Source organism: Lysinibacillus sp. ZYM-1 (genome assembly GCF_001308875.1).
Taxonomy (GTDB): Bacteria; Bacillota; Bacilli; order Bacillales_A; family Planococcaceae; genus Lysinibacillus.
Genome location: NZ_KQ465108.1, coordinates 171440 through 189184, shown reverse-complemented (window position 1 = coordinate 189184; position 17745 = coordinate 171440). Strand labels below are relative to the sequence as shown.

Below are 17745 nucleotides of genomic sequence, written 5' to 3'. Positions count from 1 at the left end.
TATGAAAAAAACAATTTTATTAATTCATACTGGTGGCACAATCTCCATGGCTATGAGTGCTGAAGGAGCGGTTATGCCCAATAAAGAAAATCCTCTCATGCAGGAAAGTAATAAACTTGATTCATTAGCAACCATTATTGAAATAGAAGCTTTTAACCTACCTTCTCCACATATCACGCCAAAAGAGATGCTGCAATTACGCAACTTGATTGTGGAACAAACTACAGCCCAGCAAATTGATGGTGTTGTCATAACACACGGTACAGATACTTTAGAAGAAACTGCGTATTTCTTGGAATTGACAACAAATTTAGCTATCCCAATTGTGCTGACAGGTGCCATGCGCTCGTCAAACGAGCTTGGCGCAGATGGCATTTATAATTTAGTAGAAGCAGTTCGAGTAGCAGTCGATGAAGAAGCGCGCGACAAAGGTGTACTCGTGGTTATGAATGATGAGGTTCACCTTGCCGTCAATACAACGAAAACGAGCACAAGCTCTGTCAATACCTTTCAATCCCCACAATATGGACCAATTGGGCTTATTACAAAATCACGCATTTTGTTTCATCATGCGCCAATTCGTCGACAATATGTAGAAGTCAATCACTTATCTAAACGCGTAGCCATGCTAAAAGTTTATGCTGGTATGGAAGAGGATCTACTTGACGTCGTGCTCGCATGTAAATATGAAGGTGTCGTACTTGAAGGATTAGGACAAGGAAATGTCCCGCCTTCTGTTGTAAAGGGCATTGAAAGCCTCATCCAACGAAATATACCTGTAGTCCTCGTTTCCCGCTGCTTCAATGGTATTGCGGAAGGTGTCTATGGTTATATGGGTGGTGGTAAAATGCTGGAAGACTTAGGCGCAATATTTGCCACAGGTATAAATGGACAAAAGGCGCGATTAAAATTATTAATTGGACTTAATACAACTGGAAAGCCTTTAAACCTAAAAGACTTTTTCCTATAAAGTCAATGTATTCATATTCAGCACTTGCTTATGCCTTGATCACTTGTTCATAATAGCGCAACATTTCTTTGAGCCGAATAAGGGCATCTTCGAAATCTGGCTGAATGACAGCAAATTGAAGGAATCCCCTTTGTCGTAAATATTGGCTATCACCATGCACCAATAGTCCATTTAACGCTAAATCGATGTGTAGGTTTGATAGCTTTCTCGGCAGTTTAATGGTTAGAAGCATTGGATACTGAGTTGTTGGTAATTGATAGTGCATACATGGTAGCTGCAGTAATGCCTCAAAACGTTGCTGTAGCTGCTCATAGCGTACAGGATAAGCCTGTAGGGACACATCCAAATTACCAAGTAACACGGCAGGAAGCGTAAATGGAATCGCACCTTCTTGATAATTCGCTAAGTCCAAGTAAGCAGGTAATGAAGTCGTTGATGGTGCCAAATATTGTGAAAATACAAATGCTAGCCCACTCATTGCCCCAATTGCTTTACCACTTACTGCGGTAGCCAAATAACAGTCCTGTAATGAAAATGGCATTGCACCGAACGTACTGATACTATCTACACATAGCTTCACATCATAACACTTTGCCAATTGGCTAAGGTCTTCTAAGTCATTACAAGTCCCTGTGGAGGTTTCCCCATGCACTGCCAACATCCACTGATAAGCCCCTGTTCCTAGCAACAACTCCAATTCCTTACAATCAAACATAGTTCCCCATTCTTGTTCCACTACATCAAAATCTAATGACCAACGGACCGCTTGTTTTCGTAACCGTTCACCAAATTCACCATTCGTAAGAATAAGGCCTTTTCCTAATTGCTGTGCCTTTAGTTGAGCAAGCATCACTTCATTGGCCAATGTTCCTGTACCAACGATTACCCCCATATGATTGGCATTTGATAAATGTAACAGCTTTTGATGTACGCGTTCATAGAGTGCCTTAAAACTTAACGAGCGATGGGATAAATTGGTATAGCCCATTATCTCCAATTGCTTTACAGGACCTGGATAAAAAGTATAGTCATCCTTTGAGAGCCTTCGTTGTAAGGACTGTTCAAATTCATGCCTAGTTAGAACCATCGGTAAAAATTGAGCATTCTCTGTTCCTACAGCTGGTGCAAACTGTTGAAAACCCATTTGCTTATATAGCTTTTCTTCACGCGTTGTCCCTGAAATGACTGCAGCCGTATAGCCTTTTTCATAGGCAAATGTATTTAATGCTTGTGTGAGCTTCAACAGGACTCGCCCCGCCCGATAATTTTTTTTCACAGCAAGTAAACGTATTTCGCAAACCTTGCCACACCATTCCTTCGGTAAAAATTGCTCTACCTTACCAATTTTTTCGTCAATAGAAAACGGCCGTTGATCTCTAAAAGCCACCATTCCTATTAGTTCTGTTTCCTTATACACAACTATATATGTATTTTCCTGATGGAATCTGTCAACTTTTTTTCTTGTCATACTTGGCTCGTGCTGTGGAATTTCTTCCACAAATGTCTCATAATTTAATCGCGCAATCGCCTCATACTCTTCATTTGTTTGAGCTATTTTACACCAATACATCTCTTCACTTCCCTCTTTTCCATGACTCCCTAATATTAGACATATGCCTCATGAGCATACACATGATTGCAATGATCAGAAAAGCATAGAGCTCTAATTCTCCCGCTTGTATGATGGCGCCCACATAAACAATAAAACCACCGACCATGCCTAATGTTAAGCTCCTTGTCAAAACAAGCGCGGCCGCTGTTCCAACAATCATCCATAAGAACAAGCATGGTGAGAGAGCGAGACCAACCCCAATAAAAGTGGCGACACCTTTTCCACCCTTAAATTTCAGCCATACAGGAAATAAATGACCTGCAATCACCCAGGCTGCTCCACTAACAATGACCCATTCTTCAAGATGCCACAAACGCCCTAAGCCGACCACTAGCACACCTTTCATGGCATCTCCTAGAAATGTCCCAAGAAAGGCTGCTTTACCAAGAACACTTCCTGCATTACGCGCGCCTAAATTTTTACTACGCTCTTCCTGCAAGTTGACACCGTATATCTTTCCAACGAAAAATGCTGTCATGAAGTTTCCTATTATATAACTGAAGAGCCAGTACAAACCAATCAATAATATTCCTCCTTGCTAAAAAGGCTGTATAAGCAACATGCCTATACAGCCTCACCACTATTCTTTTCTTTGAGCAATAGTTTGAGCGATACATTCCCCATGGAAACGCCCGTTTTCAATAAAAATTTCGTTGGCATTATTCCCTGCTGCAATCACACCTGCAATGAACAAGCCTTCCACATTTGTTTCCATCGTTTCGGGTGTAAAATAAGGGCGACCCGTTTCCTCATCAATGTCAACACCCATGGCTTTGATAAAGGAATGATCAGGATGGTAGCCAGTCATAGCAAAAACAAAATCATTTTTCATGACCTTTTCCTGGCCATCTATTTCTAAGACTACTTCATGCTCACGTATTTCTAACACATTTGTATTAAAATGCATATCGACTTCTCCCGTTTTGACTACCCCCTCAAATTCAGGTAATACCCATGGCTTAATACTTGAAGAGTATTCACTTCCTCGATAGGCAACTGTTACGCGAGCACCCGCTTTATTTAATTCTAACGCTGCATCCACAGCCGAATTTTTGCCTCCAATAACAAGAACATCTGTATCAAAAAATTCATGTCCTTCTTTAAAGTAATGGAAAACTTTCGGTAATTGTTCACCTGTGATATTTAGGAAATTAGGATGATCATAATAACCTGTTGCAATGATGACATTAGGCGTTTCATAACAATCCTTATCTGATGTAACTGTAAACATATGATTATGTTTCACGACACTTTGCACTTTTTCGAAGCGGTTCACTTGAATATTTTTTAATCGTACAACTTCTCGATAATATACAAGGGCTTGATTTCGCTTAGGTTTACGTCCTTCAATAATAAATGGCACATCACCAATCCCTAATCGTTCACTCGTACTAAAAAAAGTTTGATGTGTTGGATAATGATAAATGGCATTTACGATATTTCCCTTTTCAATCACTATGGGCTTTAATCCAATATTTTGCAAAGCTATTGCTGCTGCTAAACCACATGGGCCTCCTCCAACAATAATGGCATCTGCTTGCTGCATTTCTTGACACTCCAATCGAATTTGGACAGCGTTATTTGCTGTTCCTTGCTTTCGTGTATTCATAGAATAGACGATATCTTTTTATTATACGCCTTCTAGCAAGTTTTGGTTGTTTATTTACTTGAAATATCAATGTCGATAATATGACATTGTGGTTTTGCACCAAGTCGCATAGGCAATAATGTAGTACCATAACCATTACTCACTAAAGTCATGACACCATCGCGCGCTCGATAAGAACCATTGGGATGGACACCATATTGGCCAAACCGAATCTGCCCTCCATGTAAGTGACCACCCATCATTAAATCGGCACGGTACTTTGCACGAACTTTCGAAAAAACACCAGGATTATGTGCAATAAAAACAACAAGATCATGTTCTCCTACTTTGGCAAAGGCTTTTTCGATGCTATATTCTTTGATTGTTGTATCCTCGATTGCACTAAGCCAGAAGCGATTTTTCGTAGGTAGTAGTATTGCGTCATTAACAATGATTTGAATATGATGCTGTTGTAAAATGCTCTTCAGCCTCTCTTCTCCCACTTCTCTGTCATTATTTCCCCACACAAAATAAGTGGGGCCAATCGAGGTTAGTAATTGTAAATTTTCATGAATACGGGGAATTGGTGTGCGGCTATCTGCTAAATCGCCACCAATTATGACAGCATCAAAGCGACCTGTTAACTGTGCCATCATTTTTTTATTAACTTTACGCAAATGAACATCTGAAATAAAAAATAATCGTATCTTTTCTGGTGCTCCTTGTAATAGTAGCTGGTGATGTAAAACATTGTTCTCATGCGCCACCTTCCACATATAAAGCAGAAAGGCGACCACTACGAAAAGCAATAGCCCTATATATAGCATTTCCTCACTTCTCCTTACGACAGCAAAAAGACGATTCGTTTCTTATGAAGAATCGCCTTTTTACTAAATCAGACGTACGTTTTGGTGTGAACGTTTGTCCTTTATTTTATACTAGTTAAACTATATGACCATTAAATGGTTCTTATTAAGGAAGTTTAATTACTTGCCCGACCATAACGGTGTTTGAAGACATGCCATTGGCAGCACGAATTTTAGCTAAAGTCGCTTCACTGCCATCTCCATAATGATTTAATGCAATTCGGAATAAGTTCTCATTTGCTTGGACAGTATGTGTACTTGCTTTAGCATTTAGTTTTGCTTCTTCAGCTTTTCTAGCCTCTTCTGCTTTTTTTGCAGCCTCAGCTTGTTGTTGAGCTATTCTTGCTTCCTCGGCTTTGCGTGCTTCTTCTGCCTTTCTTGCGTCTTCTGCCTTTTTAGCCTCTTGTGCTTTTTTCGTTTCTTCAGCAGCTTTTTGATCAGCCGCTACTTTTTCAGCATCTTTTTGAGATGAATCATCTGATTTCTGATCCGCTTGATCGCCTTTGTCTTTATTTTTGTCTTTATCAGACGGTGATGCCTCTGAAGGATCTATTTCGACGACCTGTTCAGCTGAATCCTTCTCAGCTTGCTCTATTGTTTTCCCAGGTTCGTAAAACTTCCAAAAATAAACAAGAACAGTTAATGGAATAAGGATAAAAATAACAAAAAGTATCGTCATTAACGGTGTTTTCCGTTTTGTATTTTTTGGCTTTTTATTTTTATTCCCATCTTTATTCATTCTGGAAACTCTCGACAAGGTTTGCTGTTCGTTTTGCTCATCTTCAAATGATTGACGATGCTCTTCTATTTTATCGCGATAATCTTCTTTACTCATTCGTCTTTCCCCCAAACCTTACTACGCTTTCTTTCATTCTATTATGACGAATTTTACGAAAAAAGTAAATGACCGTCAGTTTTAGTCTAATTACCCAATAAAAGTTGCTGTAATCGACTTTCCCACAAAACCATTTCTATTTTTTTCTCTTCGTTTAAGCGTACTTTCTTGATTTCATCATAATGGATTCCACAATTTTCACAACAGTTTTCCGGTTTTTTCTGCAATTTTTGCCCAAAATACCCGACAAGATGTTCACGAATACAGTCTTTTGTCTGTATAATCTTTAACATTTCATCGACTGCACGGTATTTTTCTAGGGCTAAATGATTTAGCCGAGCCCTTACTTGCTCCGTAGTTTCTTGTTGCATCCAATAGTCCAACACACGAAATGCCGTCTCACCCAATTCCCCATTTTTCAACATCTGTGCTGGTAGTACCTGCTGGGAAAGTAGCTCTTGATAGCGATCAACATGCTGTGGCGTCGGAAGATCACCTGTGACAACAAACTTCGCCAGTTCTTCATCACCATCACTATAGAGTAAAATGGCAAGCGCAGACTCACCATCTCGACCTGCTCGACCAATCTCTTGCATATAATTTGCGATATTAGCAGGCATTGATTCATGAATGACCTGACGTATATCTTGTTTATTGATCCCCATACCAAAAGCATTCGTTGCCACTATCCAATCCAATTCGCCATCTATAAACTGCTGCTGAATAAATTGGCGATCCTCAGCACCATAGCCTGCATGATACGCTGCAGTGCGAATACCAGCTTGTAAAAACGCCTCACTATACTGTTGCGCTCGTTTGCGAGAGGAAACATACAATATACCTGGGCCAGCAGTTTCTTTGACATAGCGCATAAGCCAACTTGCTTTATCTGCCTTATCCCCTAGAACTATACGTCCTAAATGAATATTTGGCCGATCAACATTATACATAAATTCAAATGGTGCCTGTAACGATAATGTTTCCCGAATATCTTGCTTGACCTTACTCGTTGCAGTAGCAGATAGTGCTAACAATGGCGGGCGATTTAGCCTTGATAGCCACTCACCTATACGTAAATAATCTGGTCGAAAATCAAAGCCCCATTGCGAAATACAATGCGCCTCGTCCACTACAATTAAGCCTAACTTCATTTGCGCTAGTTTCTCTTGCACCTGCTGTTGTAGTAGCATCTCTGGCGAGGTAAAAATAAAACGGTATTGCTCTAAATAATGTAACACATTGCGTTTTTCTGTGATGGATAAAAAGGAATTTAAAGCGACAACCCTCTTTTCCCCAAAACGTTTCAATTCTTCTACTTGATCTTGCATTAAAGAAAGCAAGGGAGAAACAATCAGCACAGGCTTTTGTAAAATGTAAGCTGGGAGCTGATAGCAAAGTGATTTCCCCATTCCTGTTGGCAATAAGGCCATAACATCTTTCTCTTGTAGTATAGCTTCAATGACTTCTCGTTGTCCTGGTCGAAATGATGAGTAACCAAAATGTTTGTACAATAGTTCTTCCAGTTCCATTTATACTTCTCCTTTCGCAAGGACAAGCCTTAATTGAAAATAACTCATATCTTTTAAAGCCTCATGTAAGATTTTCAACTTTTTCGTTTGATAATGCTTCGATGCCTGCCAGACTTTTTCTGCTTCTTCATATGAGACGAATGGGCCAATAGAAAAGTTCGGTTCATACATCGCCAATTCCACAAAATGATCCTCAATGGTACTTTGCTTAAGTTTTCTAATTTGCCCTATTTGTTCAATGGAATATCCTTTTTCATACAATTGTGCTGTTTGCTGTGCAGAATCGGTTAACAATATTTTCACTCTTAGCCCTTGTGCCATTTGTTTAAGTAATGGGTAATCGTTTTTTTGTTGCACTTCATTTAATAATATATGTAGTGATTCTATAAAGGCTAATTGACTATCCAGCACAGATTCCTTCCGTTCATCAGCAAGCTGTTGCCATGTCCAGCCAGGTAACCGATATCCACTTAAGCGGTAAAGGACAAGCTGCTTACTGCCAGCTGAAACAGGAAGATTCTTTAGCACGCTTGCGCATTCTGCCAATAATTGTTGTTGTAAATGACCTTGAAGGTAATGATGATCCTGCAAAAAAGACCGCACCCACGCTTGAATCGAAGGATCTCTACTAATAGGTGAAAAAGAACGAACGGCAGCCGTTTGATGTGACAAACTTTGCACAATTAAAGAAAGACGTGCAAAAAACACATGCTCATTTCCTCGATAATGCCAGCCATCAAAGAAAAACGTCGGGGTTTGTTGTGCACACTGCAACCCTAGCTTTTCCATGTGAAAATGACCGGATTCCTGCACTTTTAGCCAACTATTTTGCATAAATAACTTAACAGCCTCGTCAAAAGTTGTTCGAGGTAATTTAGGCAATAAGCCAAAATATTGATGCAACTGAAAAAGGCCAATATCTTGAATGGTTTGTCCTGAACGCTTTCCTTTCAGAACATGATAGGCAGCAGAAATTGTCCGTTCCGTATTGAGTTTTTGAAAGATTTGCAATAAAATTTGATGAAACATTGACGCAAATTCCTCCAATTTAATAGTATTTAAGTTGAAATGTAAGATAAACATCTTTAAAATGAGTATGAAGCTTTGTAGGAACATCGTTAAAGGAGAGAAAAAAATGGCTAAATACACAATAGTTGATAAAGATACATGCATCGCTTGTGGCGCATGTGGAGCCGCAGCGCCAGACATTTATGATTATGATGATGAAGGTATTGCCTTCGTTATTTTAGATGATAACATGGGAACTGCCGAAGTGCCAGAAGATCTATTAGAAGATATGCAAGATGCTTTTGAAGGGTGTCCAACTGACTCTATCAAAGTAGCAGACGAAACTTTTGATGGTGACTCATTAAAATTCGAATAGTCTTCAATTTGTATGTACTAAGGCATCCTTCAATGGGTGCCTTCTTAATACCTGAAATATATTGCTAACTTTTGCATCAAGACGATCAATCATATGGCTCTTTTCTATACATACCAATCTATTGGAGGAATGATGATGTTTGAGCAGTTACAAGTAGAGCATAGTTTATTTCATATCGATCAAGACCATATGGTTCAATTTAAAAATCTTGCTGCAAAATGGCAAATGATTTTCCCACAGGTTTATGCGAAATGTTTGAATACACTGGATTCATGGGCCATCGTTCTAAATAGTTGGGTTTTTTTAAAATCTCATCATACCGATGAACTCATTCTCAATCCTTCTAAAGCCATTTACTACTCTATCAATACATTTTTGCTGGATGAGCTTAAAAAAATTCAAATAATTCAAAAAATGATTCATTGTGATAATGATGATTTTCTATACTTCGCTGCGTTTCAATTAGGGAATGCAATCGATTTATGGGTTTATAAGACCGTTGAAAAAAGTACTGAGGCTGATTTATTAGACCCTCAAGAGGAGAAACCTTATTTTCTTGCTTATTTAGATGATGATTTTCAAACGGACACCACTCCCTTCCATAGAGATCAAACAAGAGCCATCAAAATTCTTGCCCACACAATTCGTAGCCAAAATTGCTTTAGAATCACTATAAATAGTGCTGTTTATCGGGCAGTAGATATGTATGAAGATTATGTAGCTAAATAGTACACCGTTTAATTCGTCTCTCACTGTAAGAGATGAATTTTTTTTGCTTGATAAACGGCTACTCTATTGCAACAGTTTTTTATGTATGATAAGATTTTAGTAGTTGGTACTAATAACAGATATTATCTCACAAAGGAGTTCTTCATAATGATGGATAATTTATTACAATTAAAAGATAAGAATATTGTTGTCATGGGTGTGGCGAATGATCGTAGTATCGCATGGGGCATTGCAAAACGTTTATTTGATGTAGGCGCAAATGTTATTTTCACTTATCGCCAAGAACGCTCATTGAAAAAGTTACAAAAGCAATTAGACAATGTTGGACAATCTGATTCCCTTGTTGTTCAATGTGATGTTAACAGTGATGACAGTACAAAAGCAGCTTTCGAAGAAATTGGCTCAAAGGTTGGCGTTATTCATGGTATTGTCCACTCAGTAGCTTTTGCTCATGCAGAAGATTTACACAATCGCTTCCTAGAAACAACGCGTGAAGGCTATGCATTCGCACAAGATACAAGTGCCTATTCTCTAATTTCCACAGCAAAAGCAGCTCATCCGTATATGACAGAGGGTGGCTCAATTGTCACAATGAGTTACTTAGGTGCGGAACGAGTGCTTGATGGTTACAATGTGATGGGCGTAGCAAAGGCTGCATTAGAAGCTTCTATGCGCTACCTTGCTGCTGATATCGGTCAAGATAACATTCGTGTAAATGCCATTTCAGCTGGTGCTATTCGTACACTTGCCGCAAAAGGTGTCCCTTCCTTTAACACAATTTTACACAAAATCGAGGAAACGGCTCCATTAAAACGTAATGTTCAACAAGATGAAGTTGCCGATATGACAATTGTTATGCTCTCTCATCTATCACGTGGTGTCACTGGAGAAACTATTTACATCGACGCTGGCTACAATATTATGGGTTAATAAAAAAGTATGGAAGACTAGCTCTCTTCCATACTTTTTATCGTTTATAGCAATGCCCAAATGGATTGTATAAGAAGCATAAGACCTGCAGCTACTAATAGAAAATAAATAAATTGTAGGAATAACTTTTGATTGAGCTTTTTAAATAACCTTTGTCCTAAAATAAGACCGATCAAAACAATTGGCAAGGCATACAAACTATAGAGCCAAACGGTTTTATTAGTACCTTCGATCGTTAGTTGAGATAGTAAGCTAATCAGATAAATAAAAATATAATAAGCAAGTGATGTTGCCCTAATCGTTTCTTTCCTTTTGTGCGTGCTAGCAAAATATAGGAGCAGTGGAGGTCCAGCCATCCCAATACTCGTGGTGAATATTCCTGAAATAAAGCCAACACCATAATCTCTTCTATTTGTTTGTTGAATGGAGAGGTTTTTCATGAGCACAATCGTTAACCCGATTAAAAGGACCGCTATGATCAATTTAAATGTTGTAACATCCACGTAAGCAAATAACAGACTACCAAAAGGTGCCCCTACAACACTTCCTATCATTACCTTTTTGAGCAACGCGAACTCAATATCCTTTTTAACCTTCCATAGCAACGAAAATGAAATAACAAGGGATAGTATTATATTCAATTGCATCGCTTGTTGTGGTGAAAAAAGCAACAATAAAAACGGTGTAGCCATAATAGAGAAGCCAAATCCAGTACTTGTTTGCAAAATGGCTGCAGTTAGTATAATAAAAAAATAAAAGGCTAATTCTAGCAAAACAACACCTCACATCATTAAGTAGTTACAATTTTTTGTTTAGCAATGATTGTCTTTAATAAGAATGATAGGACACAAGCAATCAATAAAAATACGGCAATCATCGTTATCACACCTATCCAGCCATATTTCATCCAAAATACCCCACCTACAGTTCCTCCTACACTAGAGCCAAAATAATAAAAAAATAAATAGAGGGATGACGCTTGTGCTTTATCGTGAGATGCCCGCTTGCTCACCCAACCACTAGCAATTGAATGCGCTGCAAAAAAGCCAAAGGTAAAAACCGTAATTCCAATTATTTTTAAAGAAAGTAGATCATTGAGCGTCAAAATGGCACCAACTAACATAATGGCAATCGCCAGTAATAGCATTCGTTGTCGCCCATAACGATCAGCTAAACTGCCGAACCACGCTGAGCTAAACGTACCAACTAAGTAAATAACAAAAATCCAGCCAACAATTGTTGCACTCAGATTATAGGGAGGTGCCATTAATTTAAAGCCTATATAGTTATAAAGCGTGACAAAGCTCCCCATTAAAACAAAGCTAATTCCATATAGACACAGCATCGAAGGGTCCTTCATATGTTGAAAAAGGGTTTTCGTTAATGCTTTTATTTGTAATGGCCGGGGACTAAAATGTTTTGAGCCTGGGAGCATCCAGACGAATAACACACTTACAAGTAAGCTAATTCCCCCTAATACAATCATTCCTATATGCCAATTATAGTGGTCTGTTAATGTACCGATAATCACTCGGCCACTAAGCCCCCCTACTCAATTTCCACTGATATATAAACCCATGGCAACCCCTAAACTTGATGGCTCCATTTCTTCTCCCAAATAGGCCATAGCGATGGCAGGTAATCCCGCAAAAACAATACCCTGCAGAACACGTAGCACAATTATTGATTCAAAATTTGGAGAAAATGCTAGTGCAAGTGTAAAGATAGAAGCAGCAAAAATAGAAATGGTCATTAACGATTTCCTGCCCCATGCCTCTGATAATGAACCAACAATGACTAAACTCAACGCTAAAGCAAAGGTAGTTACAGAGAGAGATAAACTAGCAACCGCTGGCGATACTTTGAACACTTCTGCGAAAGTTGGCAATAATGGTTGCGTACTATATAAATTTGCAAACGTAATAAAGCCTGCTAAAAACAAAGCCCAATTAGCTTTGTGAAATGACTTCGTCCCCTTTTGTATATATTCCATGAAAATCTCTCCTTCATTTCTACACATCTATTATTCTAATACAATATTCCATAAAAGACACGACCCTTCCGTCAAAAAATGGACAAACTCCCCCTACATTTTCCCACTAAATGACTAATTTTCATTGACAATAAAAAAGAGACATTTTCTAGATTCAACAAAAAATAAAAATAGAATTTGCTATTTTGACTTGGCAAATATTGTGCTACATTAAAAGTAATCATCTAGCACCATTGTCATAATGAAAACAGATGAGCCAACCATTTTTCATTGACTAGACTTGGAGGAAATTTTATGAAAATTATTGAAGCTTTAGCCCTTTCAGCACCTTATATTCATCTAGCATTAAAACAAGAAGCTATTGTTGCTGTCATTGAAAAGGAAAGTGAAACAGTCATCAAATATTTAGCAGGTAAACGTGTGGATTCAGGCTACCAGGATGGACAAAAAGTAAATGCTAATGATCAAAATGTTTACATTGCCTTTACTGGACAAAATGCAGATGTGGTCATTCCTAAGGATGTATACGGCGTAGCCATCAATGCTTTTTCTTTCCCCATTCGTGAAAACGGTCAAGTCGTAGGGGCATTGGCTTTCGGACTACCTATTGATAATGAACTAAAACTCGAAGATTATATGAGTACAATGGACAATATCGTCAACAATCTTCAGGATAAAGTACATACAATCGCTTCCCATTCAGAGGAATTAGCGGCTACTAGTGAGGAAATTAATAAGCAGGCACAACATGCATTAGAGGATTCAGAAAAAACAAATGACGTGACTGATCTAATTAAAAGTATTTCTCGCCAAACCAATTTACTCGGTTTAAATGCTTCCATTGAGGCAGCTAGAGCTGGGCAACATGGAGCTGGCTTTAATATCGTGGCACAGGAGGTTCGGAAATTGTCCTTTGAGACGTCTAGCGCAACCGAAAATATCGAAGCTTCCTTACGAAATATTAATAGAAATCTTGAAAATTTAAAACAAAATATGGGCCAAATCAATGATGCAACGAATGAACAAGCACAGCTCGTACAAGATTTTAGCGAAATTATTGAAGAGCTGACAGTGCTTAGCCGAGAGATGAAAGGCTTCATGCATGATGCCCTAAAATAATAATGAGGTGATGAGATGGATATTTACATTAACGATGATTTATCTTTACGTACAATTACCCTAGAGGATGCAGAGGCAGTTTTTGCATGTACCGATGCTTCAAGAAAGCATTTAAAGGAATGGCTACCATGGTTGGATTATACAAAGGAAGTAGCAGATACAATCGCCTATATTGAAGGCTGTATCAAGGGATATGAAGCTAATAATAGCCTTTCTCTTGTCATTCTCTTTAAAAATGAGATTGTCGGCATCGCTGGCTTTAATACCATTAATCCTACTAATAAAATAGGCACGATCGGCTACTGGCTTAGTGAAGGTGCACAGGGGCATGGCATTATGACCAAAACTGTAAAAGCTCTATTACAATATGCCTTTGAAACATTATACCTTCATAAAGTAGAAATTCGAGTGGCTGTTGGCAATGTAAAAAGTAGCGCTATCCCAGAGCGCCTCGGCTTTATAAAAGAGGGCACCCTGCGAGCAGCAGAATGGCTGTATGATCATTATGTAGATCATGTTGTATATGGCATGCTTCTCAGTGAGTGGCAGCAACAAAAATAACAAAGCGACCTGATGCATGAATCATCAGGTCGCTTTTATTTATGGTTGTTCTACGGTTTCTTTCGTTTCTTCAGCTTCAACCGCTGTTTGTTTTTTTTCAAGCCCTAGAGCAATTTGCTCTAATTCTGGACGCAATGTATGCTTACCAGCATAGCTTTCAATCAGTTCCTTCACATCAATACCAGAGGTTTCTTTTAACGTTTCTTGTAGCGTAGACATTAAATTAGTGGCATAAGACGTTACTTTATTCGCGCCACTACCTTCTCCACCACCAGTATCAACGACTGTAATCTTATCGATATTACCAAGTGGGCTCGCTAGCTCTTTTGCATATTCTGGCATCATGCGCACAACCATATCCAGTACAGCTGCTTGACCATAATATTCAAAGGCTTCCGCAATTTTACGTTTAGCTTCAGCTTCCGCAAGACCACGAAGGCGAATAATATCTGCCTCTGTCTCCCCTTGTGCTCGTTCTGCATCCGCTTTGGCAAGACCATCTAATCTTATTTTTTCCGCTTCCGCTTTTGCTAAAGATTCAATACGGTATTTTTCTGCATCTGCTTGTGCAAGCTCTCGCATTTTTTCGGCAGCAGCATTTTGTTCCACCGCATAACGATCAGCGTCAGCCTTTTTCTTCACCTCAGAATCATATTGCTTCTCACGACGTAAAATCTCTTTTTCTTCTAATTCAATTTGCTTTTGACGCTCAATAATGCGAATTTGCATTTCTTGCTCCGTTACTTCCTGTTTAGCACGAGCTGTTTCGAGCTCATAGGCTTGGTCAGCACGGGCTTTGGCAATATCTTGCTCACGACGGAATTCAGCAACCTTTAATTGATTTTCTTTTTCCGCTTCCGCAATTTCTGTCGCACGCTCTAGTTCTGCCTTTTGCGCTTCTTTCGATGCTTCTGCACGTTTAATACGTGTTTCTTTTTCCGCATCCGCTGTCGCAATATCAGCATCTCGTTTTACCTGTGCAATTCTCGGTTTACCGAGTGAATCTAAATAGCCATTTTTATCACGTACATCCTTGATCGTAAAGGAAACAATGATAAGACCCATTTTAGCTAGATCCTGAGAAGCAACACGTTGAACCTCCTGTGAGAATTTATCACGGTTTTTGTAGATCTCCTCAACTGTCATAGAGCCTAAAATTGAACGCAAATGACCTTCTAAAACTTCACGTGCTTCAGCTTCACGCTCCGCCTTCTGCTTTCCTAAAAACTGCTCTGCTGCTGTCGCAATTTCAGAAATGGAACCGCCAATTTTAATAATGGCTGTACCATCAGCCATAACAGGCACGCCCTGTTCTGTATACACTTCAGGCGTTGTCACTTCTAGTTTGCTAGATAACAAACTTAATGGCTGTGCTTGTTGGAAGATAGGGAATACAAATGTACCGCCCCCACGAATTATTTTAATGCGATTTCCCGACTCATCTTTATGTACATTTTTGGAGCCGAGATAGCTACCTGTCACAATCAGTGCTTCATCAGGACCCGCCGTACGATACTTTGTGACATATAAGCCCACTAGTGCAATTAATACAAACGCTACAATTCCTAAAACAATTAAAATATCGGTTGACATAGACATATCTCCCCTTTAGACAAATTTTTTCTCATACGTTCTAACAAAAAGTGTGCCGTCCTTCACATCCACAACAAGTACAGTCTCATCATAGTCAATGGCTTCATTATCATAGCCTGTTGCCCGTTTCGAAATCATGCCACTTGTCGTTTCGATAACAACCTCTCCAAAGCCATCTACGGGAATTGGTACAATAACTTTCCCCAATTGCCCACCTAGTGATTCCTCCGTATAAGCTAATGAAACATCAGCCGACCGAAGCGGAACGAGAACGAATAAATAAAACATAGTACTTAAAATAGCGCCGATGATACATGCAGCAATAATGTTCCAAACGCTAGAGAACCAGGCTAGTTTTTCTAAAATAAATCCTGCTGCTGACATCAACGTAATGAAAGAAAGAATGACACTCGGATTAAAAATGGGCAGTCCTTCCCCAATACCTTCGACTGCATCACCAAAAAACATAACTAGTATTGTGGCAAGGCCAGCGAAAATCAAAACCACCAAAAAGATTTGTTCGAGTGAATAGCCAAATAGCGTCAAGTTGCTCACCCCTTTTCATCATATTACCTACTATACGGATGCCCAACAGGAAAAGTTTCAAAATTTTTCACATTTTTCAAATAAAAAGTGGAGCATAGATGTACTATGCTCCATAATATTATGTATAAAACAATTTACATTGTATGTTTAAGTAAAGACTGGGTATTCAAATTGTTCCTTGATAACGCTATTTTTCACCTCAAGTATTGCTATATATACTATTAATAAACATCCATTACATTTACCCTTTTTAATAAGCCTTCTATAATTCTATGCGCCTCCCATTCTAAATGATCCATCTCCATTGAAATACGTAGATTTAATTCCCCCATCTCTTGATAACCTAATGCCATAGCATAGCTATCAACCTTCAAAGCAAGTTTTCTATCATTTTTTACTATGTTCATTTAACTCATTCCCTTCATTAAATGAATAGAATCTTTAATTAGTTGTAACAGCTTTTAAATATTAGATTCAGCATTTAATGCTAAATGAGTTTGGTCACTTTTATTATGTAATTCTAGATATGTCCGTTCAATAAGTTTAATAGAATTCAATAATCCTTCTTGGAGCTTTATACACTTATTTATACATTCCCTTAAATTTTGTTCATTTTCAACAACCCTACCTTGATTAATCATACAAAAAATTTCATCTAAATTAGTACATACTGTTTCTTCTTTTACGACTTCCATCATATGTAACCCCCCTTTTTTTATGTAAAACATGTACTAAAGATCATTAACAAACTTTTGAAAGATTTTTCTTAAACTAAAGGGTGGATAGATAGATTTCATCTTTGCTATATAAACAATCGCTAATGCTTCAGCATCTATCATGCTTATTCTCCCTCTCGATTTTTCAACTATCTCAGATGCAAACTCTTTAACTAAATACTCCTCCATTAAAACACCTCTTTTTTTCATTAATCAATCTATTAATAACTATGATCCAACTTAATTCATTCTTTCTAAAATCTTGTGTTTTGGATAGTTACGATTCAAATAATCTTTAAGACTCTTCAGACAGGTAATATTATTTTCGATAATGGATTTTCTTTGATACCCATTATATAAATAAACAATATTTTGGAATTCTACAACACAATAAATATTATCTTTATGATCATCTAACTGCACTAAACTATCATAATGGATATCTATTTCCTGCGATTTTTTATAGATAAATTTTGTATCACCAATCCCCTTAATAAGCTCCACCTCATCATCATTCCATTTATCCATAAGAATTAAACTAGAAAGTGAGCTATCCATACATTCACATGTTAAAGCATTTCCTCCTTCGTCATTTAAAATTACATTGGAAATACTACCATAGAAATTATTCATTAACTCTAAAGAAATATCACTATCTTTATAAATAACAAGCTCCAATATTGCTGTTGTCTCCTTATCATTCATTTAAATCTCTCCTTATTTCGAAGATTAATCCAATTATATTATTTTTATATTAACACGAACAGACGTTCG

Annotated in this window: 20 protein-coding genes and 1 pseudogene; 6 read left to right on the top strand and 15 right to left on the bottom strand. The window is 38.2% G+C overall.

All coding sequences use genetic code 11. The features are described 5' to 3' along the window. The first annotated feature begins 1 nt into the window (after position 1). Entirely contained in the window at positions 2-970 is a 969-nt protein-coding gene (locus AO843_RS03750; RefSeq protein ID WP_054609819.1) for an asparaginase, read from the top strand. Positions 971-998: 28 nt separating this feature from the next. On the opposite strand, the gene AO843_RS03745 is transcribed toward AO843_RS03750, so the two are convergent. The 7 genes from AO843_RS03745 to AO843_RS03715 all read right to left on the bottom strand — a co-directional run bounded on the left by AO843_RS03745 (position 999) and on the right by AO843_RS03715 (position 8429). Continuing rightward, positions 999-2540: an aminotransferase class V-fold PLP-dependent enzyme gene (locus AO843_RS03745; protein WP_054609818.1), complete on the bottom strand. Its 1542-nt coding sequence runs from the start codon at positions 2538-2540 to the stop codon at positions 999-1001. A gap of 4 nt (positions 2541-2544) precedes the next feature. Then, positions 2545-3105 carry a glycerol-3-phosphate acyltransferase gene (locus AO843_RS03740; RefSeq protein WP_054609817.1) on the bottom strand — a complete coding sequence of 187 codons (561 nt, stop codon included), beginning with the start codon at positions 3103-3105 and terminating at the stop codon, positions 2545-2547. 57 nt (positions 3106-3162) lie between these two features. Continuing rightward, entirely contained in the window at positions 3163-4128 is a 966-nt protein-coding gene (locus tag AO843_RS03735) for a YpdA family putative bacillithiol disulfide reductase (RefSeq protein ID WP_054609875.1), read from the bottom strand. Positions 4129-4241: 113 nt separating this feature from the next. Next, a complete protein-coding gene (locus AO843_RS03730; RefSeq protein WP_054609816.1) occupies positions 4242-4997 on the bottom strand; it encodes a metallophosphoesterase in 756 nt (251 codons plus the stop codon). 145 nt (positions 4998-5142) lie between these two features. Continuing rightward, positions 5143-5871, bottom strand: a complete 729-nt coding sequence (locus AO843_RS03725) for a LysM peptidoglycan-binding domain-containing protein (RefSeq protein ID WP_054609815.1) — start codon at positions 5869-5871, stop codon at positions 5143-5145. A gap of 86 nt (positions 5872-5957) precedes the next feature. After that, positions 5958-7400, bottom strand: a complete 1443-nt coding sequence (locus AO843_RS03720; protein WP_054609814.1) for a RecQ family ATP-dependent DNA helicase — start codon at positions 7398-7400, stop codon at positions 5958-5960. After that, a complete protein-coding gene (locus AO843_RS03715; protein ID WP_054609813.1) occupies positions 7401-8429 on the bottom strand; it encodes a YpbB family protein in 1029 nt (342 codons plus the stop codon). 106 nt (positions 8430-8535) lie between these two features. Between AO843_RS03715 and AO843_RS03710 the strand changes: the two genes are divergently transcribed. The 3 genes from AO843_RS03710 (at position 8536) to AO843_RS03700 (ending at position 10443) form a co-directional block, all read left to right on the top strand. Beyond that, entirely contained in the window at positions 8536-8784 is a 249-nt protein-coding gene (locus AO843_RS03710; RefSeq protein ID WP_004232564.1) for a ferredoxin, read from the top strand. Between the two features lie 129 nt (positions 8785-8913). After that, positions 8914-9513 carry a hypothetical protein gene (locus tag AO843_RS03705; protein ID WP_231630056.1) on the top strand — a complete coding sequence of 200 codons (600 nt, stop codon included), beginning with the start codon at positions 8914-8916 and terminating at the stop codon, positions 9511-9513. A gap of 147 nt (positions 9514-9660) precedes the next feature. Continuing rightward, positions 9661-10443 carry an enoyl-ACP reductase FabI gene (locus tag AO843_RS03700; RefSeq protein ID WP_082389381.1) on the top strand — a complete coding sequence of 261 codons (783 nt, stop codon included), beginning with the start codon at positions 9661-9663 and terminating at the stop codon, positions 10441-10443. Positions 10444-10487: 44 nt separating this feature from the next. On the opposite strand, the gene AO843_RS03695 is transcribed toward AO843_RS03700, so the two are convergent. Together AO843_RS03695 and AO843_RS03690 are read right to left on the bottom strand one after the other, a co-directional pair. After that, the gene (locus tag AO843_RS03695) at positions 10488-11216 is read right to left on the bottom strand and encodes a sulfite exporter TauE/SafE family protein (protein ID WP_054609811.1); all 729 of its coding nucleotides are present in this window, start codon (positions 11214-11216) and stop codon (positions 10488-10490) included. Positions 11217-11233: 17 nt separating this feature from the next. Further along, positions 11234-12436 (bottom strand): annotated as a pseudogene (locus AO843_RS03690) (MFS transporter). 294 nt (positions 12437-12730) lie between these two features. Between AO843_RS03690 and AO843_RS03685 the strand changes: the two are divergent. Next, positions 12731-13555 carry a methyl-accepting chemotaxis protein gene (locus AO843_RS03685; protein WP_025117432.1) on the top strand — a complete coding sequence of 275 codons (825 nt, stop codon included), beginning with the start codon at positions 12731-12733 and terminating at the stop codon, positions 13553-13555. 15 nt (positions 13556-13570) lie between these two features. Next, positions 13571-14116, top strand: a complete 546-nt coding sequence (locus tag AO843_RS03680; RefSeq protein ID WP_054609810.1) for a GNAT family N-acetyltransferase — start codon at positions 13571-13573, stop codon at positions 14114-14116. A gap of 39 nt (positions 14117-14155) precedes the next feature. Here the strand turns inward: AO843_RS03680 and AO843_RS03675 are convergent, their stop codons facing one another. The 6 genes from AO843_RS03675 to AO843_RS03655 form a co-directional block, all read right to left on the bottom strand. Beyond that, positions 14156-15709 carry a flotillin family protein gene (locus AO843_RS03675; protein WP_054609809.1) on the bottom strand — a complete coding sequence of 518 codons (1554 nt, stop codon included), beginning with the start codon at positions 15707-15709 and terminating at the stop codon, positions 14156-14158. A 15-nt stretch (positions 15710-15724) separates the two neighbouring features. Then, positions 15725-16255 carry an NfeD family membrane protein gene (locus tag AO843_RS03670; RefSeq protein ID WP_054609808.1) on the bottom strand — a complete coding sequence of 177 codons (531 nt, stop codon included), beginning with the start codon at positions 16253-16255 and terminating at the stop codon, positions 15725-15727. Positions 16256-16476: 221 nt separating this feature from the next. Beyond that, the gene (locus AO843_RS03665) at positions 16477-16662 is read right to left on the bottom strand and encodes a hypothetical protein (RefSeq protein WP_054609807.1); all 186 of its coding nucleotides are present in this window, start codon (positions 16660-16662) and stop codon (positions 16477-16479) included. Positions 16663-16716: 54 nt separating this feature from the next. Continuing rightward, positions 16717-16953: a hypothetical protein gene (locus AO843_RS03660; protein ID WP_054609806.1), complete on the bottom strand. Its 237-nt coding sequence runs from the start codon at positions 16951-16953 to the stop codon at positions 16717-16719. A gap of 33 nt (positions 16954-16986) precedes the next feature. Further along, the gene (locus tag AO843_RS24480; RefSeq protein WP_156313936.1) at positions 16987-17160 is read right to left on the bottom strand and encodes a hypothetical protein; all 174 of its coding nucleotides are present in this window, start codon (positions 17158-17160) and stop codon (positions 16987-16989) included. A 51-nt stretch (positions 17161-17211) separates the two neighbouring features. After that, a complete protein-coding gene (locus AO843_RS03655) occupies positions 17212-17676 on the bottom strand; it encodes a hypothetical protein (RefSeq protein ID WP_054609805.1) in 465 nt (154 codons plus the stop codon). Positions 17677-17745: the final 69 nt, after the last annotated feature.